This is a genomic window from Bacillus sp. FSL W8-0223, from assembly GCF_038006805.1.
GTDB lineage: Bacteria > Bacillota > Bacilli > Bacillales > DSM-4216 > Bacillus_O > Bacillus_O smithii.
In genome coordinates, this window is sequence record NZ_JBBOVX010000001.1 from 740,622 (window position 1) to 762,164 (window position 21,543).

A 21,543-nucleotide genomic window follows, 5' to 3' on the forward strand; every position below is an offset into this window, starting at 1 on the left:
ACAAACGTTCAAGAAAGGGTGTGTAGATACAATGCAACTTTTTTTTAACTTTATACTGTCTGTATCACCAATTTTATTAGCTCTAGTTTGTTTGATTTGGCTAAAAATTTCAGGAATGCACACAGCAATATATTCATATTTGTTGGCGGTTATCATATCACTGTTGCCTTTCCATTTTGAAACATCATTAAAAGATTTATTACATTCCTCTATCCAAGGTTTATTGATATCAATTACTGTTATTTATGTTTTGATATTTGGGTTACTTTTATATAACGTATTAAGTGAAAGCCGGGCTATTAACATTATTTCTAACAGATTATCTGTTTTTTGTAGCTCACCGGTAGAACAAGGGTTACTAATTTCCTCAGCATTAGGTCCTTTTCTTGAAGCAACTAGTGGTTTTGGTATCGGAATTGTTATAGCCGCCCCCCTATATCTTTCGTTAGGCTTTCAACCAAGAAAGGCGGCTCTTTTGTCTTTATTGACGCAGTCTGCTGTTCCATGGGGGGCGCTTGCTATTGGAACAGTAATCAACGCTGAATTATCGAGTGTCCCCCTCAATGAACTGGGAAAGTATAGCGCCTTAGTAAGTATTCCTCTTTATTTTTTTTATACAGTAATGGTAGTTATCATTAGTGGAGGGAAGAGAGCTATAAAAAATTACTTTTTAGAGATATTAATTGTTTCAACAACGTTATCATTAACAACATGGTTGATAAGCGCTTATGTTTCAACGGAATTAGCTGGTGTATTAGCAGGATTTACATCCCCTTTATGTTTGATAACTTATTGGAAATTAAAAGAGTTAATTTACAAAAAATTTGCTAAAGAAGTTGCGGTATCAAAATCAACTCTTCTAACAAATAAAAGGGATTTTCTAAAAGCTATTATACCTTACCTTATTTTAACGACTTATATCTTTATATCACATTTTTATTCGTCTTTGAAATTAATCCTTACTAATGTAATGGTGGTTAGATTACCAAAATATAATTTTCATTTAGAACTCTTGTATAGCCCGGGATTTGCATTGTTTTTAGCTTCTATTGTGACCATTGGGATATACCGTTTAAAAATGTTTCAGTTCAAATCCTGCATTATTAGAACGTCACAACAAGTATATCCAGCAAGTATGGCAACAATCGGATTTGTTGCTATGTCCAGTGTAATGCAACAATCTGGAATGACAGATTTTATCGCGACAAATGTGGCCGCTTTATTGGGTTCTTGGTTTATTATTGCATCTCCTATAATCGGTGCAATCGGTGGATTTATGAGTGGCAGCAACAGTGCTTCTAATGCAATGTTCTCACATTTTCAAAGCACAATGGCAAATAAATTACATAGTTCAGAACTGTTGTATGCTACATCCCAAAATGTTTCAGCATCTAATATGACTATGGCTTCACCATCTAGGGTTGCATTAGTTGCTTCCATTACAAAAAATTCAGGAAATGAGGGACAATTGGTACGAGATATTCTTCCAATATCTCTAACGGCTATGTTGATTATAATTATTTTTATATTATGTTTGAATTTTTTTCTTAAATTGCAATATTAAATGCAACAAGTATTGAAAGACCAGATAACCCATGATTAAGTAGAATCGGGACACTCTGCGCGACTTGACGTGGAGTGGCGGGCATGGTAGCCTGGTTGGCCCAGCCAGTACCGTATACCTGGCTTCATGGCTGGTAGCCATGCCCGCAGAGGCTCTTTGTCAAGTTGCTAAAAACCAACCCTTTGGGTTAGCTGGCTTAAGGTTAAGAAGCTAAGCCAGCTAACTCTATTTGGAAACACTCCTCAGGTGTACGATAATTGAGGATCTTCCTTGGAAGATGGTTACACCAATTTTCAACATAGGTAATGGTTTCGTCTGCCACAGAGGAAATGGGTCTCCCCTTTGGTATGAAGCGCCTAATAAGGCCATTATGACGCTCGTTGGTTCCTCGTTCACAGGATGTGTAAGGGTGTGTAAAATAAACCTCTGTTAGATCTTTTTCAACACTAAGGCCGAGGTCAGCAAATTCAGAACCGTTATCAGCCGTAATGGTTTTAAACACTTTAGAGAACCGATTACCATAAGACACTTTCAACTGAGATATGACTTCTGAAACGGATAGACTATCCTTGGCTGTCACTCTCAAAATTATTTCTTTACGGGTTTTGCGCTCAGTAAGAGTCAATAAGGCCTGATCTTTAGTCTTCTTGCCTATAACCGTATCAATTTCCCAGTGACCAAACTCTTGGCGTTCATTGACTTCAATTGGTCGCTCATCGATACTGCGTCCTAAGATCTTCTTATTCTTCCGGTTACGTTTTTTCTTGGTGTTCAGGGTAATTTTCATAGGTAGGTCAATGTTTTTAACGCCTATAAGTCCTAGATCAATATAGTTATAAAGGGTCTTGGTGCAAACCATTTTGTCTTTGAATTTCCCATCACGTTTGGCTCTCCCACATACCGCATCAGGAGACCATTTCTTATCAAGGATCTGAGTTTCGGCATACTTAATAAACTCGATGGCATCGTCTAGTTTTAGCTTGCGGCCACAGGCTTTCCTGTTTCTCTCATAGAGAAGTTGACCTGTGTCTGGAAAATAGACATGAACAATTTTCCCGTTGCTTTTTCTTTGTGGCACTGTACCTCTTCTTAACTCACGGGAGATGGTGCTTTTGTGACAACCAACATAATCTGCAATCTCCTGTTGAGTCTTACCAGCAGCGTGTAAGGCCGCAATTTTCCCACGGTCATAAGCCGTTAAGTGTTTGAAATGCCGAGCTCCTATGGTAGAATTAGTAATTGCCATAGATAAATCCTCCGTATCGATATTGTTTTAGTCGACTTAATCATACGTGGTTTATCTATGGTTTTTCATTTTTTATGCTTGTTGCATTTGATTATACAACTAGCCGTTTGAATTTTTTTACATGATTGTTTAGAAATTTTAGTTAAGTCTAAGTTGACATGAAGGACAGGGGACTAAGCAGGGGGATTACAATAAACTCAATGTATAGTATATGACTAGTTATAAGAAAGAAATGCCCCCTCTCATGATATTGTGCCGTTGTTGCATTCCTCCTTATGTTTGGTGTTTTGTGTTCACTGTTTATTCTACCAAAGGGGAAGCAACATGGCTCTTTTTCTATTTCCTTTTTACACAATTATATGGACTGGTACTGTCAAGAATTTTGTGTAATGCAAGATAGATAGGGTATCTCTGAAATGAATTTTAGAATAGAGGGGGCTGTTTTCTCCACACAGGAGACTGAATATTCAGTCTCCTGTGTGGAAAGGGAGAATCCCCTTATCTCATTTATTTACATTATTTGGTTAATTGTAATGTTCTTAAAACATTCGTTGAAGAGCTTCATGTGCTTCGGCAAATCCTCGTAACTTTCTTCCTGCCCATTTCTTATTAACCTAGAAGCACTTCCTTGACGCCTCTTTTGTAGAGCTGTTGGAGAATCTCCCGCCATCCATAGGCGCTTTCTTGTCCTCCCACGAAAAAATTGAGAATTTCGCGATACCCTTCTTCATTTACTCCTAACACCACATAAATAACTTCTTTTTCTACCGTATCGCGGCGAAGTTTCACGTACAAGCCGTCCAAATATAAGACCGAATAACGCTTGGGTAGTGGACGAGTGTGCCATTTTCGATATCTTCCTTTACGACATCAGTAATATACGGCTGATCGTCGTAGGAGAATAGGCATTTCCTAGAATTCGTTCGACCCACTTGCCAAATTCCCGTGTACTCATGCCGCTTTGATACATCTTGATGATGGCTTCTTCCAGCCAGCCGGTTTGTCGTTGGTAAGGGGCAAACAGCTGCGTTTGAAATTCTCCATTTCGGTCTCTTGGGACCAAAAGCCCTTCCATCCGGCCATATTGTGTATCTAGATTTCGTTGATAGTAGCCGTTTCTCAATTGGATGTGTCTGACTGTTCGATTTCGAGGAAATTTTTGATTTCTTCCCGCGTAATCAGCTCTAATTTTTCTTTCACAAACTGACGAATCACACTTACCAGTCGATGAGCCCAGTCTACATTCGGTATACTTTTAGACATAGGTAGGGTTCTCCTTTCTCTGGAATGTTTTTCGTCCAATCAGAGAATACCCTACCTTTTTTCTTTTGAGCTAGTCAAATGCTTTACACAAAATTTTATACATCATCTATTTTTGCATCTAAAAATAGTTGTTTTATTCAAAAATGAAGTGGATAAAGGATGGAAAAAGAGACGCTGATTCAAGCCATGTGATATGATAGAAAAAAATGGACGATTTTGACGTAGAAAGGAAATCATGAAATGTATATAGCGGTAAAAGAAATTGAACTATCCTATGCTGACACGGATATGATGGGCGTCATCTATCATGCGAACTATATTAAATGGCTTGAATTGGGAAGGGAAAAGCTCATAAAGGATGTCGGCTTTGACTATTTGGACATGGAAAAAGCGGGGTATTATGCTCCGGTATACAATCTGAATATTACTTATAGAAAATCATTAAAGCTCGGAGATAAAGTGTTTGTTAAGACGTGGGTTGAAAAAAATCAAGGCTTAAAGACAGAATACGGTTTTCAAATCGTAAACGGAGATGGGGAAGTATGTGCGGAAGGAAGTACGACGCACATCGTGGTTCGCAAAGATGAAAAAGGCGAATTCAAGCCTGTTCAATTTAAAAAAGCATTTCCTGATTGGTTTCAAAAATATGAAGAAATAAAGAAAAAATAATAGACAAGCTCTTAAAACACGAAGATTTTTTCTTCTTGCCGGCAAAACGTCGGCCGGGCCTGTCCTGCTTCAAAGTATGATATAGTAAGAATGCGGGGAAATTAGAAAAAATAACAGGATTGAATATGGCGATTTCATCGTTGTCCAGTAAAGGTGGGAAAAAAATGAAATGCGTGATTTTGGTTGGCAGCCCGCTGCGGCCCAGCCGATCTGATTCGATCGCCGATTTTTTAAAAAACCGTTTAGAATCGATCGGACATCAAGCGGAAGTGATATCCATTCGGGACTTGCCGGCTGAGGATGTTTATTATGCTGATTTTCATAGTACGGCTATCCAACAATATAAGCAAAAAATCGAAGAAGCGGATGGATTCGTCGTGATATCCCCGGTTTACAAAGCATCCATACCGGGTGCATTAAAGGCGTTTATCGATTTGCTGCCAATGGATATTTTAAAGGGAAAATCAGTGTTTCCGATCATGGTGGGAGGAACGATGTCGCACTTGCTGACGATTGAATATGTTCTAAATCCGCTTCTTTCAGTCATCGGGGCCACTCAAATTGCCCGCGGCGTTTACATTCACGACTCGCATGTGCAGATGAAGGAAAATGGAGAAGTCGTCATCGATTTGGATATTCAGGATAGACTGAACAACAGTTTGGCTGATTTTATCAGATTTTCTCCATCATAACCGAAACCTGCCGATATAGGCGGGTTTCTTTTCAAGCAAATACAGAAAAATGAGTGAGGGGGATGGGAACATGACAGATCATTGGAATGTCAAGCTATATGATAACCAACATTCTTTTGTCTCGCAAAATGGGACAGAGTTGATAGACTTGTTGGCTCCGCAAAACGGAGAGCGCATTTTAGATTTGGGGTGTGGAACTGGAGATTTGGCTAATCAACTGTATATGTTAGGGGTGGATGTGATTGGAATAGATTCATCCGGAAACATGATCGAACAAGCACGAAAAAAGTATCCTCATCTTGAATTTCAGCAAGCGAATGCGCTTGATCTTCCTTTTAAGGATGAGTTTGATGCCGTGTTCTCCAACGCCGTTCTTCATTGGATTAAACCGCCGGAACAAGCGCTTGAAGGCATTTACAAAGCGCTGAAAAAAGGAGGCCGATTTGTGGCAGAGTTCGGCGGAAAAGGGAATGTCCAAATGATTGTCAATGCTGCGATTGGAATATTCAGAAAAATGGGAATAAAAAATCCTGATGCGCGCATTCCGTGGTATTATCCAAGTGTCGGCGAGTACACTTTTTTGATGGAGCGATATGGTTTTCGGGTGGCCGCAGCGTTTCATTTTGACAGACCTACTCCTTTATTGGGCAAGGAAGGTCTGCGAAATTGGCTTAAAATGTTTGGAGATCCGATGTTTCAAGATCTGGACGATGAAACAAAAGAAGAGATCATTTTAGATATAGAAGCGCTTTTGAAAGAAAAAATGTTCAAAAACGGTCAATGGATGGCTGATTATAAAAGGATTCGGGTCGTAGGTCTTAAGGAATAGAAGGTTCGTTTTAGGAAGAGTGCTAGGTCTTGGAATAGAGGCTATAATCCACAAAAGCCTTTCGTTCTTTAGCAGTGTGAAAAGGAGGAGAGGCTTTTTTTTTATCAAGAAAAATGTCCTTCTTTCTTCCTAAAAGAAATCGTCGATTTTGTGAATAATTTTGATTAAAAATGAAAGAATTTGATAGAAATTTATTGATGTTTGTAATCGGTTCCATTACAATATAAGTGTAGAGAAAAAGAAAGAAAGGATTCAGAGGTGGTTTTGTGCTGACGGAAGAGAGACACCGACTGATTTTGCAAGCGCTTAAAGAAAAAGAAATAGTAAAAATAAGCGAACTTACAGCTTTAACGGATGCTTCCGAGTCTACGATTAGAAGAGATTTGACGTGGCTGGAAGAGAAAAAGTTTTTAAAGCGCATTCATGGGGGCGCGGCTCGACTTCAAGGAAAGTTGACGGAGTTAAGCGTTCCTGAAAAATCATCCAAAAACATTCAAGAAAAAAAGCAAATCGCTCAATATGCGGCAAGCATTGTGGAAGATGGCGATTGTATTTACTTGGATGCCGGCACAACGACGATGCAAATGATTGAATGGTTAGAAGGGAAAGATATTGTTGTTGTGACCAATGGTTTAAATCTTGTCGAACTTCTTTTGAAGAAAGGCATCCGAACCTATTTAATTGGAGGATTTGTCAAGCCGAAGACAAATGCTATGGTTGGCAGAGGGGCCATTGAATCGATTCGACAATATCGTTTTGACAAGGCGTTTATTGGTACGAACGGTGTCCATCCCCAATACGGTCTCACCACACCTGATCCTGAAGAAGCCCAAGTGAAGAAACAGGCAATCGACTTGTCAAGGGAGGCGTATGTACTGGCGGATGAAGAAAAATTTGGCGAAATTTCTTTTTCAAAAATTGCGGAGATAGATGAAGTCATCATCATCACAAATTCTCTTGAGGACGATCAAAAAGTAAGTTTTGCGAATCAAACGATGATAAAGGTTGTGACAACATGATTTATACCATTACATTAAATCCTTCCATAGATTATATCCTGGCAATGGATCGCCTCGAACCGGGGAGTTTGAACCGATCCACTCACGAAACCGTTCTCCCGGGAGGCAAAGGAATCAACGTATCGAGAGTGTTGAAGCGATTAGATATAGACAGTACGGTTTTAGGTTTTGGCGGCGGATTTACAGGACGCTATATTGAGGAATATCTTCGGAAAGAAGGCATTTCTTCCCGCTTGGTTCCTGTAGACGGATTGAGCCGCATTAATGTAAAAATTATGGCTGATCAAGAAACGGAGATCAACGCGAACGGTCCGGATATTCAAAGAGCTGATTTAGAAAAACTTTTACAGACAGTAGCCGGTTTAACAAGCGGCGATGTACTAGTTTTGGCAGGAAGCATTCCGGCTTCCATTCCGAAAACCTTTTATCAAACGATTGCAGAAACGATTCAAGGAAAAGACGTTCGGCTTGTTGTCGATGCTGAGAAAAACTTGTTGGAACCGGTGCTGGATTATCGTCCGTTTCTCATTAAACCGAACCATCATGAACTTGGACAAATATTTCAAGCCACGATCAAGACGGTGGAAGAAGCTGTCTATTATGGAAAGAAGCTGCTTGAGAGAGGCGTGCAGAATGTGATCGTTTCCATGGCTGAACAAGGGTCCGTCCTCTTAAATGAACAAGGCGTTTGGCAGGCGACTGTACCTAAAGGCGAGCTGAAAAGTTCGGTTGGGGCCGGAGATTCTACGGTCGCCGGATTTTTAGCTGGCATAGAGCGCGGCTACAGTCTTGAAAAATCTTTTCAGCTTGCCAATGCTGCAGGAAGCGCGACTGCTTTTTCCATCGGGCTTTGCACGAAAGATCAAGTTGAACAACTTTTTGACCAAGTCAAGGTCAAAAGGATCATGTAGGGGGAATAGGTGATGAAAATAACAGAATTGTTGACAAAAGATACAATTCAACTAAATTTAAAAGCCCATTCCAAAGAAGCCGTGATCGATGAATTAATTGACGTTCTCGATAAAGCTGGAAAATTAAACGATAAGAAGGCTTTTAAACAAGGCATTTTAAAGAGAGAAGAAGAAAGCACAACGGGGATCGGTGAAGGAATTGCCATCCCCCATGCCAAAACGGCCGCGGTAAAAACACCCGCTATTGTGTTCGGAAAATCAGAAAACGGTGTGGACTATGAGTCGCTTGACGGCCAGCCAGCCTATTTATTTTTCATGATTGCCGCGACGGAAGGTGCCAATCAAACCCATTTAGAAGCATTGAGCCGACTGTCCGGCATGTTGATGCATCCTGAGGTGAGGGAAGGGCTGATGCAAGCCAAATCAGCAGACGAGGTCCTCTCTCTTATTGAATCGTTCGACCGTGAAGATGAAGAAGAGCAACAAAAAACGGCTTCTTCTTCCGCTTCGAAAGGGAAAGTATTGGCCGTTACCGCTTGTCCGACGGGTATTGCCCATACGTATATGGCGGCAGATGCTTTAAAATTGAAAGCAAAAGAAATGGGCGTTGATATAAAAGTAGAAACAAACGGATCTGGCGGAGCAAAAAATGTTTTGACTCCGGAAGAAATTGCAGAAGCGCCTGCGATCATTGTTGCGGCGGATACAAAAGTGGACATGGACCGTTTTGACGGAAAGCCGGTGATTGAAGTTCCGGTTGCGGATGGAATTCGTCGTCCTGAAGAGTTGATTGAAAAAGCCATCAAAAAAGATGCACCGATTTATCACGCAAAAAACAGAAAAAATGACGGTCCGGATTCCGGAAAAAATAGCTCAAAGAGGTGGGCAGGTTTTTACAAGCATTTGATGAATGGCGTTTCCAACATGCTTCCATTCGTAGTCGGCGGCGGTATTTTGATTGCAATCTCCTTTATGTTTGGCATTCATTCCGCTGATCCGAAAAGTCCGGAATACAATAAATTTGCCGAAATCATCAATACAATCGGCGGTCAAAACGCGTTTATGTTAATCGTGCCTGTGTTGGCTGGTTTTATTGCGATGAGTATTGCCGATCGTCCTGGATTTGCGCCTGGAATGGTTGGGGGATTGATGGCTTATAATGGGCATGCCGGATTTTTAGGCGGCTTGATTGCCGGATTTTTGGCTGGCTACATCGTTGTAGGCATTAAATATGTATTTAGAAATTTACCGCAGGTGTTTGATGGTTTGAAACCTGTCTTGATCTATCCGCTCTTGGGGGTCTTCTTGACGGGGCTGATTATGTACTTTTTAGTGGAACCGTTAAGCGACGTCAACACCGGATTGCAACATTGGCTGAACGGATTGGGAACAGGCAACTTAATTATTCTGGGACTTATCCTTGGCGCTATGATGGCCATTGACATGGGAGGTCCGATCAACAAAGCGGCTTATACATTTGGACTAGCAATGATTGAAGCGGGAAACTTCTATCCGCATGCAGCCATTATGGCCGGCGGTATGGTGCCTCCGCTCGGGCTTGCCCTTGCAACGACTTTCTTCCGAAATAAATTCACGGATCAAGAAAGAAAAGCTGGTTTTACTTGCTATTTCATGGGAATTTCCTTTATTACAGAAGGTGCCATTCCGTTTGCTGCATCGGATCCACTGCGGGTCATTCCGGCAACGGCGATCGGTTCCGCAGTAGCCGGGGCGCTGACTATGGCTTTTCATATTGGGCTTCCGGCTCCGCATGGCGGAATTTTCGTCTTCCCGGTTGTTCAAGGAAACGTCTTCTTGTATATTCTTGCGATTCTCATCGGTTCGATTGTGACGGCTTTGATTGTGGGATTCTTAAAAAAACCGGTCAAATCGCAAACGAAATAAAACATGTAGTCCCGTGCTGTTAAGGCACGGGGCTTCATTTTTCTATAAACACTTTTCCGATGTGCGGGATTCAGAAGCCGCCCAAGTCGGTCTATCTAAAGTTTGATGCTAAAAAAGAAGGTGCTGAACTGGAAGACTGCACTATGTAATGATGGCAAGGCGCTGTTGCCGAGAGGAGCATTTCGTTTTTCGAAGCTGATAAAAATTCTTAAGATATACGATTGCCATAAAGCATTGTTATAGGAGGACTTTCGTAAAATCTTGCTTCATTGTCGCCATGCTTGTTTGGTGGTATGATACATATACTATATCACTTTGACCGCAAGAAAGGATGCAATTCATGAAAACCTTGGTATTAGCAGAAAAGCCTTCGGTAGCGAGGGACATTGCGAGGGTTCTTAACTGTAAGAAAAAAGGAAACGGTTTTTTGGAAGGCAGCCATTACGTCGTCACTTGGGCTTTAGGTCATTTAGTGACGCTGGCTGATCCGGAAGTTTACCATGACCAATATAAAACATGGAGATTAGAAGATTTGCCGATTATGCCTGAAACATTGAAATTGGTCGTGATCAAAAAAACGGGCAAACAGTTTCAAACAGTGAAAACGCAGATGAATCGAAAAGATATAAAAGAGATTGTCATCGCAACGGACGCCGGTCGGGAAGGAGAGCTAGTCGCCCGATGGATTATTGAAAAAGCTCGAGTAAAAAAGCCGATAAAACGTTTATGGATTTCTTCTGTCACCGATAAAGCGATCAAAGAGGGGTTCCGGCATTTGCGGAACGGAAAAGATTATGAAAACTTATATGCTTCCGCTGTAGCTCGGGCAGAAGCGGATTGGCTTGTCGGAATCAATGCCACTAGAGCACTATCGACAAAATTTAATGCCCAGCTTTCTTGCGGACGTGTTCAAACACCGACGCTTGCCATGATTGCTCGCCGAGAAGAAGAAATCAAGTCATTCGTTCCAGAGCGATTTTTTGGCATCAAAGCGGTTACGGACCATTTTGCGTTGACATGGCAAGACTCTCGATCAAAAGATCAAAAGACGTTTTCCAAAGAAAAACGCGATGCCATTTTGGTGAAATTAGCCCGGAAAAAGGCAGAAATCATTTCTGTGAAAAAAACACATAAAAAAAGTTATCCGCCTGCATTGTATGATTTAACGGAATTGCAGCGCGACGCCCATAATAGATTCGGATTTTCAGCAAAAGAAACTCTTTCCGTTTTGCAGCGGCTTTACGAACGCTATAAACTGGTCACTTATCCACGGACGGATTCACGGTATTTATCAAGCGATATTGTGGGAACGTTGAAAGAGCGTGTGGATGCGGTCAGCGTCAGACCTTACTCCACTTTTACAGCACGGTTATTAGTTCGTCCGATCAAAGGCAACGCTTCTTTTGTAAATGACCAAAAGGTATCTGACCACCATGCTTTAATTCCGACAGAAGAAATGCCCAATTTGGATCAGCTAAGCGACAAAGAGCGGAAAATTTATGATTTGATTGTCAAACGATTCTTGGCGGTCCTGTACCCGCCGTTTGAATATGAACAAACATCGATTCAAGCACGTATTGGCGATGAGATCTTTACAGCCAAAGGGAAAAGAGTGCTTTCGATAGGCTGGAAAGAAATATATGGAAAAGAAATAGATGACGAAGAAGACGAAGATCAGCTGCTTCCGGAACTCCGTGAGGGAGAGTGGATTCCTGTCATCGATCTTCAGCCAACGGAAGGAGAAACCAAACCGCCTGCTCCGTTTAATGAAGGCACGCTTTTATCAGCGATGGAAAATCCGGCTAAATATATGGAAAACAAAAGAAAAGATTTGATTCAAACTCTTGGGAAGACAGGTGGATTAGGGACGGTTGCGACACGAGCGGATATTATCGAAAAGCTGTTTCATACTTTTTTAATTGAAAAGAAAGGAAAAGATATTCATATCACTTCAAAAGGAAAACAGCTTTTGGATCTTGTCCCTGACAAATTAAAATCGCCAGCCTTAACCGCCGAATGGGAGCAGAAACTAGAGGCGATTTCTAAAGGAAAGCTGTCGAAGCAAGCCTTTTTACGTGAAATCCGCACCTATGCCAAAGGTGTGACGTTAGAAATTAAACAGAGTGATAAGAAATTTAAACATGATAACCTGACAGGAAAAAAATGTCCAGAGTGCGGAAAGCTGCTTTTGGAAGTGAACGGGAAAAAGGGGAAAATGCTCGTTTGCCAAGACAGAACATGCGGATATCGAAAACAAATTTCCAAATTAACAAATGCGCGCTGTCCGCAATGCCATAAGCGACTAGAGCTCCGAGGAGAAGGCGAAGGGCAGCTCTTTGTCTGTATGAATTGCGGGTTTAAAGAAAAATGGGCGACCTTTAACGAAAGAAGAAAAAAAGAAAAACAAAATCAAGCTTCGAAAAAAGACGTGGCGCGTTATTTAAAAAATCAAGCAAAAGAAGAACCTGTCAATACCGCACTTGCGGATGCGTTAAAGAAGCTAAAACTGAAATGAAATAATGTGAAACGTGATTTCTCTTCTTAGATGGCTTTTTACGGAGAGATCACGTTTCGTTTCAGGTTTCGGCATACTCTTTTGTGTCTGAATATCAGGAGAAAAAGATCATGGACCTTTTTCCTATGATTCGAAAAAATCCTTTTCTTTCCCGTTTGGCTTTCTTGTATTATAATTTAGTGAAAGTACTCGAAACAGGAGGGTGTGCCGATTGCCTATTAATATTCCAAAAGAATTGCCAGCAAGAGAGATTTTAGAGAAAGAGAATATTTTTGTAATGGATGACGAAAGGGCTCGTACTCAAGATATACGGCCGCTTAATATTGTGATTCTGAACTTGATGCCGGAAAAAGAGAAGGCAGAGACACAGCTTCTGAGACTTCTGGGAAATACGCCGATTCAAGTCAATATTACCTTCTTACATACGGCCACACATAAATCCAAAAATGTAAGTAAGCATCATTTGGACCAGTTTTACACAACTTTTTCGAAAATTAAAAATCGTCGTTATGATGGGATGATTATTACAGGGGCCCCGGTAGAAACGATGGAATTCGAAGAGGTGAATTATTGGGAAGAATTAACGGAAATTATGGAATGGTCCAAAACCAATGTTACATCTTCACTGCACATCTGCTGGGGAGCACAGGCGGCTCTGTATTACCATTATGGTATTGAAAAGTTTGAATTACCCGAAAAATGTTTGGGTATTTATGAACATACCATACATTATCCGACTGTTAAGCTTGTACGCGGGTTTGACGACGTGTTTTCAGCTCCCCATTCCCGCTACACGGACGTTGAGAAACAGCAAATCTTAGAACATCCTGACTTGCTTCTGCTGGCGTCATCAGAAGAAGCCGGACCTCTTCTCATTATTTCGAAGGATGCGAAGCATATTATGATTACCGGACATTTGGAATATGAAACTGAAACGCTGGCGGAAGAGTATAAACGCGATATACAAAGAGGGATTGATATTCATATTCCGGAACATTATTTTCCTAATGACAATCCTAATAAACAGCCGCGCAATACTTGGCGTTCTCACGCTCATCTGCTTTTCTCCAATTGGCTGAACTATTATGTGTACCAAGAGACACCGTATATTTGGGAATAAAAAGAAATGTTCAAACGGTATGGCTTTTGTATCAATAACAGTAGAACTCCTGTTTATTGACAGCCATACCTTTTTATTTGGGTACGGATTTCGGCCATTATCATTGATTTAAGAATATGATCCATGATCGGTTGGAAATAACTTTCATCTACTGAAAGGTTAGCACGTTTCGCCCATTAAAAATATTACCGAAATGGATTAGAACGTCTATCCTTTATTCGTGACCAAAAAGTATAAAAACCAAACCGCATGATTTTGTTCATCTGCAGCTGCACGTCGAAACACTTCTTTTATATACGGATCCATACTTTTTTCCATTATATCCAGGTAAAAGTCGACTGTATTTTGTTCATCTTCCAAAGCATATTTTAATCCTTCCACATAGGTACTCGGACATTCTTCCGGTTTTTTTAGACTGGGCTGCTTGCCGGTCAGATGGATATATAACTGTGTAAATCGTTGATAATGTCTGACTTCATCGCTGCGAATTTCCAAAATTTTAGCTTTTTCCTTTTTTGTCGGAGCCATGTTGGCTAACTTGGCATAACATTGAATGGCGCTATATTGTCCATTTATGGCTTTTTCAATTTTTTGTACGAATTTGTCCACTTGTCTGTAAAGTCTGGTGGATGGATCGTTATTTGTGTCCATATAGACTACCTCCCCAACGTTTACTCCCTTTATACTATGGCGAATGTAAAAATGAGGTGAGTGTTTATATAAAATGTCTTTAAATGAAAAGCTGCCGGAAAGCATGACGATGGTACAGATAAACACTTTTTTAGAAAGGTTGAAAAGGTGGGGAAGATGATGCGTTCAGTGGTCCTCCACCATTTAAATCGGGAATGGTCATGTAAGTCCTTTTGGTTTGGCGCGCTGAACGATGACCGTTATTCAATGTTAATAGAATGGAATTGATAGGAAAAAATCCTTACACGTTGCTGTTTTAAAAACGGATTTTTTTAGTCAGCAAATGCTGTTGTTTCTATTTGTTTGAATGATTAAGATGAAATCAATACCAAGTTTTCTTGGCATACGAAAAAAATGATGAAAAAACAGGAGGAGTGAATCATTATGATGAATGGAAAAGAATACATGGAAAGTCTGAGAGACAACAGAGTGGTTTATTTAAACGGAGAAAAAATTGATGATGTAACGGAACATCCTGCTTACCAAAACTCAGCCCGATCGATCGCGCGGATGTATGATGCTCTTCATGACGAAAAACAGCAGCCGATATTGACGACGGTAACCGAAGAAGGAATCCGAACCCATAAATTTTTTAAAGAACCGAAAGATGCCGATGATTTAATTGGAGCAAGGGATGCGATCGCAGAGTGGTCTAAACTGAATTATGGATTTATGGGCCGAACACCGGACTATAAAGCCTCTTTTACTGCCAATTTACGAGCGTTTGCCGACTACTATGAAGGATTTGAAGATAGCGCCCGCCACTGGTACGAAAAAACCATAAAAGAAGTTCCGTTTATTAATCATACCATTGTGAATCCTCAAGTCGATCGTTCCAAACCTCTTCATGAAAATAAGAATGTATTTGTACGTGCCGTGAAAGAGCGTGATGACGGCATTGTTGTAAGCGGTGCCAAAATGGTAGGGACAGGTGCAGCTTTAACGCACTATAATTTTGTTTCCAACTACGGTCAAGATTTGGGGGATAACGATTACAGCCATGCTCTCATATTCTTTGTGCCAATGAATGCTCCCGGAGTCAAAATGATCAGCCGCCAGTCTTACGAGCTCGCAGCCAAAAAATCAGGATCGCCGTTTGACTATCCACTTTCAAGCCGCTTCGATGAAAATGATGCTGTGATTGTGCTTGATAATGTTTTCATCCCATGGGAGAACGTACTGACATACAACAATTTAAAAGTAACAAACGGATTTTTCGTTGAAACGGGATTTGTCAATCGCTTTACGTTCCAAGGATGCACTCGCTTTGCGGTAAAGCTGGATTTTATGGCCGGGCTTTTAATGAAAGCGACAGAAGCTGCCGGAACAAACAAATTCAGGGGCGTGCAGGCAAATATCGGAGAAGTGCTGGCATTCCGTAATATGTTTTGGGCCATTTCGACTGCGATGGCCGCCAATTGCGAACGAAAAAATGGAATTGTCGTTCCTAATTTATCGTATGGTGCCGCTTATCGTGTTCTCGCTCCAATGGTTTGGAACAGATTTTTGAACAGGTGGTTGCCGGAGGATTAATTCAATTGCCGTCTGGCGCCAATGACTTCTTAAATCCGGAAATCCGCCCGTATCTCGATCGTTATTATCGGGGATCAGGGATCAGCGCTGAAGAAAGAGTCAAATTATTAAAGCTGGTTTGGGATTCGATCTTAAGCGAATTTGGAGGCCGACATGAATTATATGAAATCAATTATGCCGGCAATCATGAGGCGATTCGTCTGGAAACGTTAAAAATTGCCGATGCGATCGGCGACTCTGCTAAGTTTAAATCGTTTGTCGATTCAGCGCTCAGCGACTATGATCTGAACGGTTGGGTCAATGAAACGTGGATGAATCCAAAACAAGCGGTGGAAACTAGGAATTTGTAAGTGAATCATTTTCAATTTATAGAAGGAGTGAATAGAAATGGATGATCGTTTGTTTCGCAATGCAATGGGCCAATTTGCTACCGGAGTGACGGTGGTGACGACGGAAATCGATCGGGAAATCCACGGAATGACGGCAAATGCCTTTATGTCTGTATCGCTCAACCCCAAGCTCGTGGTTATATCCATCGCAGAAAAAGCACAAATGCTTCGAAAGATCCAACAAACGAAACGGTATGCTGTGAATATTTTGGCGGAAGATCAACAATTATTGTCCATGAATTTTGCCGGCCAATTAAAAGAAAAGGCACCTGTAGAATTTGAAAGACTAGAAGATCAACCGGTAATCAAAGGGGCGGCAGCTCAAGTAGCTTGCAAAGTTGTGGATGAAGTGAAGGCGGGAGATCATATATTATTCATCGGAGAAGTGGTCGGAATAGTGGTCGAGGAGAAAGAGCCGCTGGTTTTCTGGAGTGGAAAATATCGAAAATTGGAAAATGAAATGGCGGCAAAGCGATAGGAAAGAATCTATTTCAATCGTATCTTACTTTTAAAACCAACAGAAGGATTTGAATAATCTGAAATATTTAAACAGTTTCTGCTGTTGTTTTCAAAACGATTAGACAGTAAAATATAATCGAATTAATATTTTGAATATTTTTAATATTTATAATTTTTTGTTCGCGATGGCTAATAGCATAAGGAACTTTGATATTCAAAAGGAAGTGGGGAAAGGATGACGGGATTTCTAGATGAAAAAAGAATCAGCAATGAACTGGCTTGGAATTTGATTCAAGCAGCGCAAAAAAAGGCAGAAGAATTACAAATTGCCGTCAATATTACGGTGGTGGATCAAGGCGGGAATCTCATCGCTTTTTCCCGCATGGATCGAGCGCCTATTTTAAGCATTAAAATCTCTCAAAATAAGGCGTATTCAGCCGCTGCGTTCGGGATTCCCACGCATGAATGGTATGAACAGCTTAAAGATGAGCCGAGTTTAAAACTAGGAATCGTTCATACTGAAAATCTCGTCATTTTCGGTGGTGGATACCCTATTTGGGTAGAGGGAAAGTTGACAGGAGCGATTGGAGTGAGCGGAGGTACAGAAGAGGAAGACCGATTGTGCTGTGAAGCCGCTTTAAACTTTTTAAGAGAATCAAGTTCCGTAAAATGAAGTTGGAAAGGAGAGAAAAAGATGAATGGAAATGGAATTATAAGATTAGGGAGACTGGAGCTTCGGGTTTATGATTTAGAAAAATCTGTGGATTATTATACGAATGTGATCGGTTTGGAAGTAACCGCTAGAGATGAAAACCGTGTGTATTTAAAAGCATGGGACGAATATGATCATCACAGCATTATTTTGCAAAAATCGGACTCTGCCGGCATGGATCATATGGGCTTTAAGGTGAAAGATGTTTATGAACTGGAAAAACTGGAGCATAAAATCGAACAATTCGGTTGTACACTTACTCGAGTGCCGAAAGGATCAAGGATAGCGGAAGGAGAAGCAGTCCGTTTTCAAATTCCGACCGGACATATGATGGAGCTCTACACAGATATGGAATTTGTCGGAGTCAAAACCGGTTCCGTCAATCCGGATCCATGGCCGGAAGGTTTAAAGGGAATTGCTCCTCATCGACTGGATCATGCGCTGCTAACAGGGGATGATTTGAAAACGGCTACAAGATTCTTTGCAGAGGTTCTTGGATTTAAACAAAGCGAGAGAATCATCAGCGTGGATGGAGAAGATTTAGTAGGAAGCTTTCTTTCCACGACCAATAAAGCCCATGATTTAGCTTTTGTGAAAGGGCCTGACGCCAAGTTCCACCATGCCGGATTTTATGTGGATAACTGGTATGAAGTGTTGAAAGCCGCTGATATTCTTTCAAAAAATGAAATCCAAATAGAAGTGATCCCGACTCGCCACGGCATTACTCGCGGCCAAACTGTATACTTTTTTGATCCGTCCGGAAACCGAAACGAAGCTTTTGCAAGCGGATACATGGCATATACTGATTTTCCAACGATTACTTGGACTGAAGACAAAATCGGCACAGGAATTTTTTATCATCGCCGTGAATTAGTAGAATCGTTCAACAAGGCCTTAACTTAAGTCAGGCACTCCGATCAATGAATGAATAGCAGCGATTGATTTTCGCATAAAATGCCGAGGAAAAAGAAAACAAAATGAAAGCGCTTAAAAAACGAGATATCCCTGATGAGGAAACCGGATGTCCATTTTATTCGGAGCTCACTATGGACGGTTGATGAATAACTGCCTGATAGTGGGCTGCTCGTTTTTTCGTCATAACTTCCCTTTATCCATTAAGTAAAAAGAAGAGATTCATCATATCCGGAGCGTTGGCTAAAAAGGATCGCATGCTCGTTGGTTGCGAATGATTTGAATCCATATGCGGACGATCATGTTCTGTTTAAATAGATGGAAAATCCGGAATAAAAAAGGGGTGGGAATAAATGCATCGAATTATGATTGGTGGAAAAACGTTTTTATGCCCTGAAGATAAAGATTTGCTGAAAGCGGCTCGTTCTCAAAGCGTTTATTTGCCATTTGGGTGTGCCAGCGGCGGCTGTGGTTTATGCAAAGTAAAAGTGTTAAAAGGCGACTATGAAGTCGATGTTTGCTCAAAAGACGCTTTATCTGATGAAGAACGCGAACAAGGGTATGCTCTTCTTTGCAAAACGTATGCGTACAGTCCTATAGAAGCTGAATTAGCTTTAAAAAGAAGGTGGAACAGGGTGATTGTGGAAAAAACGATTTTGGAAAAATTGAAGCTGAAATTGAAGAATGATTTGCTGTATATGGGCGAAAACCGCTCCATTATCGTCACTACAAAATCTTTTAGTTCTTTAAGGAAAGATTTAATTCGAAATATCGGATTGGAAAGAATGAAAGGATTTTTTTTCGCCACGGCTGGGAACTCGGCAAAGAAGATGCAAGAGAGTTAAAAAAATATGCTGACCATTCTTTGGAAGAGATTATACAGTATGGACCGTTTTTGCACTCGATGAAAGGGCATGTCGATGCGGAAACGCTCCATCTTCAAGCGAAAGACGAAAATGGACGGCGGGTCATTTTGATGGAGGGGATTTGGAAGAATTCTTTTGAAGCGGAGGACCATGTGCGTTTGTTTGGACCATCTAAATATCCGGTTTGTTTTACTCTAACGGGATACGCCAGCGGGTATGTATCCGAAGTAGTCGGAGAAATGGTGCTTTTTAAAGAAATCAGCTGTTTAGGGACTGGAGAAAAGGAATGCCGTTGGATGGGCAAAACGCTTTCTCACTGGGGAGAAGAAGAAAGTATGGAGATGCAACAATATTTAAATGACCCTCCCATAGTGAAAGAACTGGAACTCACATATGAAAAGCTTTTAGAAGAACGGAACCAATTAACGTTTGCAACAAAGGTTCATAATGAACTGACAAAAGAGATTATGAAAGGCAACGGGCTGGAATCGATTATTCAGAAAGTTTACGAGTTGGTGGGAATACCTATTGTATTAGAGAACATAAGTTTCCAGACTTTGGCTTATGAAGGGCTTTCTCCGGAATCTTTGGTGATCATATCGCATGAATTTTGTCAATATGTGAAGGATCATTATCATGGCCATTCCACTATCGATTTTCATCAAACGACAAAGGTCATTCCCTTTCATCATTATTTTCGGCTTACGGCCCCCGTTTTTTTGCAAGATCAAGTCTTTGGCTATTGTTCGTTTATTTTTTACGATCGCAGCCAGTATAACCCCACGATTGCGCAAATGGTGATTGAACGTGTGGCTTCTGTTTGTTCTCTAAGACTATTAAATGAAAAAACAAAATTTGAATCCTTTGAAAGATTAAAAGGATATTTTTTAGAAGAGATCATTAGCGGCCATCATCAATCGAAAGGAGATTTAATCACGAAAGGAAGCTTTATCCATCTTGATTTATCGCTCCCTTTTTATATCGGCGTGATCAAGTATAGATTTAAAAATGAACACAGCAATCTCGAACTCGAATATTATGCCAAAATAATGGAAGAAATATCTGAATTCTTTAACTTCCGCCGCTTAAATGTGTTAATCGGACAAAGAGCGAAAAGTATTGTGCTCCTTATTACGGAGGAACAATTGAAAAAAGATGATATTGAGGGACTCGTTCAGTCTTTGTTGAGATCGCTTTCTAATAGGTTTATCATGATCGAATTTTATGGAGGAATCAGCACGAAAACGAAAGATATTTTATGTGCAAGAGAAGCGTATAGAGAGGCTTTGGTGGCATTGAAAACGGCTACCAATCACGGCCGATTCGTTACGTTTGAATCACTTGGCGTTATCGGGCCGTTAATCAATTCCCATAACGAAGAAGAAATCAAAAAAATCGCTGTCCGATATTTAGGACAATTAATGGAAAACGATGATAAAAATGTCGAGCTAGTTCGTACTCTTTACTCTTTTTTAATAAATGGGGGGAATTTGGAACATACGGCTGCTGATTTATCTTTATCCGTTAGCGGTTTAAGATACCGCATTCATAAAATTGAAACATTGCTTGATCAAGAACTTCGCGATCCCGTCGGCAATTTTCATCTTCTGCTGGCCATTCAAGCTCTTATGATCATGGGAGAATTAGAGATTTAATGTTTTTCTTGCTGATTGGCTTTTATTTTTTTGTCCATAAAAGGAATTTTCTCAAAAATGTCGAATTATAAAGAATATTACATAATTTTAGGGGTGAAGGAAATGACATTTAAAACAGCCGATCTTTGGGATGAGTTCAATGAAGAGCTGCAAGCATGCAAATTGGCCTTTCATTCTTATGGCAAAAAAAAGCGTTTTTCAGGCCCGATCGCAACGGTAAAGGTGTTTGAGGATAATGTTTTAGTGAAGGAAGCGCTTCAATCCGTTCCGAAAGGGAGTGTACTCGTAGTGGACGGGGGTGGCTCTCGGAACTGTGCTTTGTTGGGAGACCGCTTAGGTGAAATTGCCCAAAATCGTGAGCTTGCGGGTGTGATCATTAATGGCTGCGCGCGGGATACCGCCGATCTTGCCGAACTAGAAATTGGGGTTCTTGCAATAGGAAGCATTCCGGTGAAAAGTAAAAAAGAAGGAAAAGGGGAACGGGATATTGTTCTTCATTTCGGGGAAGTAGAATGGGTTCCAGGTCATTATGTGTATGCTGACGAAGATGGAGTAGTATTGTCTCCACGTCCGCTTGTATAAGGCTTCTTTTGG

16 protein-coding genes and 3 pseudogenes are annotated in these 21,543 nt (G+C 40.8%); 16 read left to right on the forward strand and 3 right to left on the reverse strand.

Going from position 1 to position 21,543, the window contains the following annotated elements:
• Positions 1-31: 31 nt before the first annotated feature.
• Positions 32-1,564 carry an L-lactate permease gene (locus tag NST81_RS03765; RefSeq protein ID WP_341028499.1) on the forward strand — a complete coding sequence of 511 codons (1,533 nt, stop codon included), beginning with the start codon at positions 32-34 and terminating at the stop codon, positions 1,562-1,564.
• A gap of 202 nt (positions 1,565-1,766) precedes the next feature.
• Here the strand turns inward: NST81_RS03765 and NST81_RS03770 are convergent, their stop codons facing one another.
• Positions 1,767-2,810 (reverse strand): IS30 family transposase, encoded by a 1,044-nt coding sequence (locus NST81_RS03770; protein WP_048622401.1) that lies wholly within the window; start codon positions 2,808-2,810, stop codon positions 1,767-1,769.
• A 612-nt stretch (positions 2,811-3,422) separates the two neighbouring features.
• A pseudogene (locus tag NST81_RS03775) lies at positions 3,423-4,073 on the reverse strand (IS256 family transposase); the annotation flags it as partial.
• A 240-nt stretch (positions 4,074-4,313) separates the two neighbouring features.
• Between NST81_RS03775 and NST81_RS03780 the strand changes: the two are divergent.
• From NST81_RS03780 to metA, 8 genes are all read left to right on the forward strand, one after another.
• Positions 4,314-4,742, forward strand: coding sequence for an acyl-CoA thioesterase (locus NST81_RS03780; protein ID WP_003353872.1), 429 nt, complete (start codon positions 4,314-4,316; stop codon positions 4,740-4,742).
• A 164-nt stretch (positions 4,743-4,906) separates the two neighbouring features.
• Positions 4,907-5,434, forward strand: coding sequence for an NADPH-dependent FMN reductase (gene ssuE / locus NST81_RS03785; protein WP_048622688.1), 528 nt, complete (start codon positions 4,907-4,909; stop codon positions 5,432-5,434).
• Positions 5,435-5,504: 70 nt separating this feature from the next.
• Entirely contained in the window at positions 5,505-6,263 is a 759-nt protein-coding gene (locus tag NST81_RS03790; RefSeq protein WP_341028503.1) for a class I SAM-dependent methyltransferase, read from the forward strand.
• 266 nt (positions 6,264-6,529) lie between these two features.
• Positions 6,530-7,282: a DeoR/GlpR family DNA-binding transcription regulator gene (locus NST81_RS03795; protein WP_003353868.1), complete on the forward strand. Its 753-nt coding sequence runs from the start codon at positions 6,530-6,532 to the stop codon at positions 7,280-7,282.
• Positions 7,279-8,193, forward strand: coding sequence for a 1-phosphofructokinase (gene pfkB / locus NST81_RS03800; protein ID WP_048622690.1), 915 nt, complete (start codon positions 7,279-7,281; stop codon positions 8,191-8,193). The genes NST81_RS03795 and pfkB overlap by 4 nt, the downstream gene beginning before the upstream one ends.
• Before the next feature lie 12 nt (positions 8,194-8,205).
• Positions 8,206-10,098, forward strand: coding sequence for a PTS fructose transporter subunit IIABC (locus NST81_RS03805; protein ID WP_048622691.1), 1,893 nt, complete (start codon positions 8,206-8,208; stop codon positions 10,096-10,098).
• A 340-nt stretch (positions 10,099-10,438) separates the two neighbouring features.
• The gene (locus NST81_RS03810; protein WP_048622692.1) at positions 10,439-12,613 is read left to right on the forward strand and encodes a DNA topoisomerase III; all 2,175 of its coding nucleotides are present in this window, start codon (positions 10,439-10,441) and stop codon (positions 12,611-12,613) included.
• A gap of 211 nt (positions 12,614-12,824) precedes the next feature.
• Positions 12,825-13,733 (forward strand): homoserine O-acetyltransferase MetA, encoded by a 909-nt coding sequence (metA, locus tag NST81_RS03815; RefSeq protein ID WP_003353864.1) that lies wholly within the window; start codon positions 12,825-12,827, stop codon positions 13,731-13,733.
• Positions 13,734-13,940: 207 nt separating this feature from the next.
• Here the strand turns inward: metA and NST81_RS03820 are convergent, their stop codons facing one another.
• Positions 13,941-14,384 (reverse strand): ferritin-like domain-containing protein, encoded by a 444-nt coding sequence (locus NST81_RS03820; protein WP_048622693.1) that lies wholly within the window; start codon positions 14,382-14,384, stop codon positions 13,941-13,943.
• A gap of 423 nt (positions 14,385-14,807) precedes the next feature.
• On the opposite strand from NST81_RS03820, the pseudogene NST81_RS03825 reads away from it, so the two are divergent.
• The 7 genes and pseudogenes from NST81_RS03825 (at position 14,808) to rraA (ending at position 21,531) form a co-directional block, all read left to right on the forward strand.
• Positions 14,808-16,306: pseudogene (locus tag NST81_RS03825) on the forward strand (4-hydroxyphenylacetate 3-hydroxylase family protein).
• A gap of 37 nt (positions 16,307-16,343) precedes the next feature.
• On the forward strand, positions 16,344-16,823 hold the full coding sequence (locus NST81_RS03830) for a flavin reductase family protein (protein ID WP_048622695.1): 480 nt from the start codon (positions 16,344-16,346) through the stop codon (positions 16,821-16,823).
• A 216-nt stretch (positions 16,824-17,039) separates the two neighbouring features.
• The gene (locus NST81_RS03835; protein ID WP_341028513.1) at positions 17,040-17,477 is read left to right on the forward strand and encodes a GlcG/HbpS family heme-binding protein; all 438 of its coding nucleotides are present in this window, start codon (positions 17,040-17,042) and stop codon (positions 17,475-17,477) included.
• Positions 17,478-17,498: 21 nt separating this feature from the next.
• The gene (locus NST81_RS03840) at positions 17,499-18,419 is read left to right on the forward strand and encodes a catechol 2,3-dioxygenase (protein ID WP_341028514.1); all 921 of its coding nucleotides are present in this window, start codon (positions 17,499-17,501) and stop codon (positions 18,417-18,419) included.
• Between the two features lie 374 nt (positions 18,420-18,793).
• Positions 18,794-19,311 (forward strand): annotated as a pseudogene (locus NST81_RS03845) (2Fe-2S iron-sulfur cluster-binding protein); the annotation flags it as partial.
• A 93-nt stretch (positions 19,312-19,404) separates the two neighbouring features.
• Positions 19,405-20,949 (forward strand): helix-turn-helix domain-containing protein, encoded by a 1,545-nt coding sequence (locus NST81_RS03850; RefSeq protein ID WP_341030470.1) that lies wholly within the window; start codon positions 19,405-19,407, stop codon positions 20,947-20,949.
• 102 nt (positions 20,950-21,051) lie between these two features.
• Positions 21,052-21,531: a ribonuclease E activity regulator RraA gene (gene rraA / locus NST81_RS03855; RefSeq protein ID WP_048624374.1), complete on the forward strand. Its 480-nt coding sequence runs from the start codon at positions 21,052-21,054 to the stop codon at positions 21,529-21,531.
• Positions 21,532-21,543 lie beyond the last annotated feature (12 nt).

What these genes read in the sequence shown, in the direction of transcription:
- NST81_RS03765 (WP_341028499.1), top strand. Translation starts at nt 32, where the DNA reads ATGCAACTTTTTTTTAACTTTATACTGTCTGTATCACCAATTTTATTA.
- NST81_RS03770 (WP_048622401.1), bottom strand. Translation starts at nt 2,810, where the DNA reads ATGGCAATTACTAATTCTACCATAGGAGCTCGGCATTTCAAACACTTA.
- NST81_RS03780 (WP_003353872.1), top strand. Translation starts at nt 4,314, where the DNA reads ATGTATATAGCGGTAAAAGAAATTGAACTATCCTATGCTGACACGGAT.
- ssuE (WP_048622688.1), top strand. Translation starts at nt 4,907, where the DNA reads ATGAAATGCGTGATTTTGGTTGGCAGCCCGCTGCGGCCCAGCCGATCT.
- NST81_RS03790 (WP_341028503.1), top strand. Translation starts at nt 5,505, where the DNA reads ATGACAGATCATTGGAATGTCAAGCTATATGATAACCAACATTCTTTT.
- pfkB (WP_048622690.1), top strand. Translation starts at nt 7,279, where the DNA reads ATGATTTATACCATTACATTAAATCCTTCCATAGATTATATCCTGGCA.
- NST81_RS03805 (WP_048622691.1), top strand. Translation starts at nt 8,206, where the DNA reads ATGAAAATAACAGAATTGTTGACAAAAGATACAATTCAACTAAATTTA.
- NST81_RS03810 (WP_048622692.1), top strand. Translation starts at nt 10,439, where the DNA reads ATGAAAACCTTGGTATTAGCAGAAAAGCCTTCGGTAGCGAGGGACATT.
- NST81_RS03820 (WP_048622693.1), bottom strand. Translation starts at nt 14,384, where the DNA reads ATGGACACAAATAACGATCCATCCACCAGACTTTACAGACAAGTGGAC.
- NST81_RS03830 (WP_048622695.1), top strand. Translation starts at nt 16,344, where the DNA reads ATGGATGATCGTTTGTTTCGCAATGCAATGGGCCAATTTGCTACCGGA.
- NST81_RS03835 (WP_341028513.1), top strand. Translation starts at nt 17,040, where the DNA reads ATGACGGGATTTCTAGATGAAAAAAGAATCAGCAATGAACTGGCTTGG.
- NST81_RS03840 (WP_341028514.1), top strand. Translation starts at nt 17,499, where the DNA reads ATGAATGGAAATGGAATTATAAGATTAGGGAGACTGGAGCTTCGGGTT.
- NST81_RS03850 (WP_341030470.1), top strand. Translation starts at nt 19,405, where the DNA reads ATGGAGGGGATTTGGAAGAATTCTTTTGAAGCGGAGGACCATGTGCGT.
- rraA (WP_048624374.1), top strand. Translation starts at nt 21,052, where the DNA reads ATGACATTTAAAACAGCCGATCTTTGGGATGAGTTCAATGAAGAGCTG.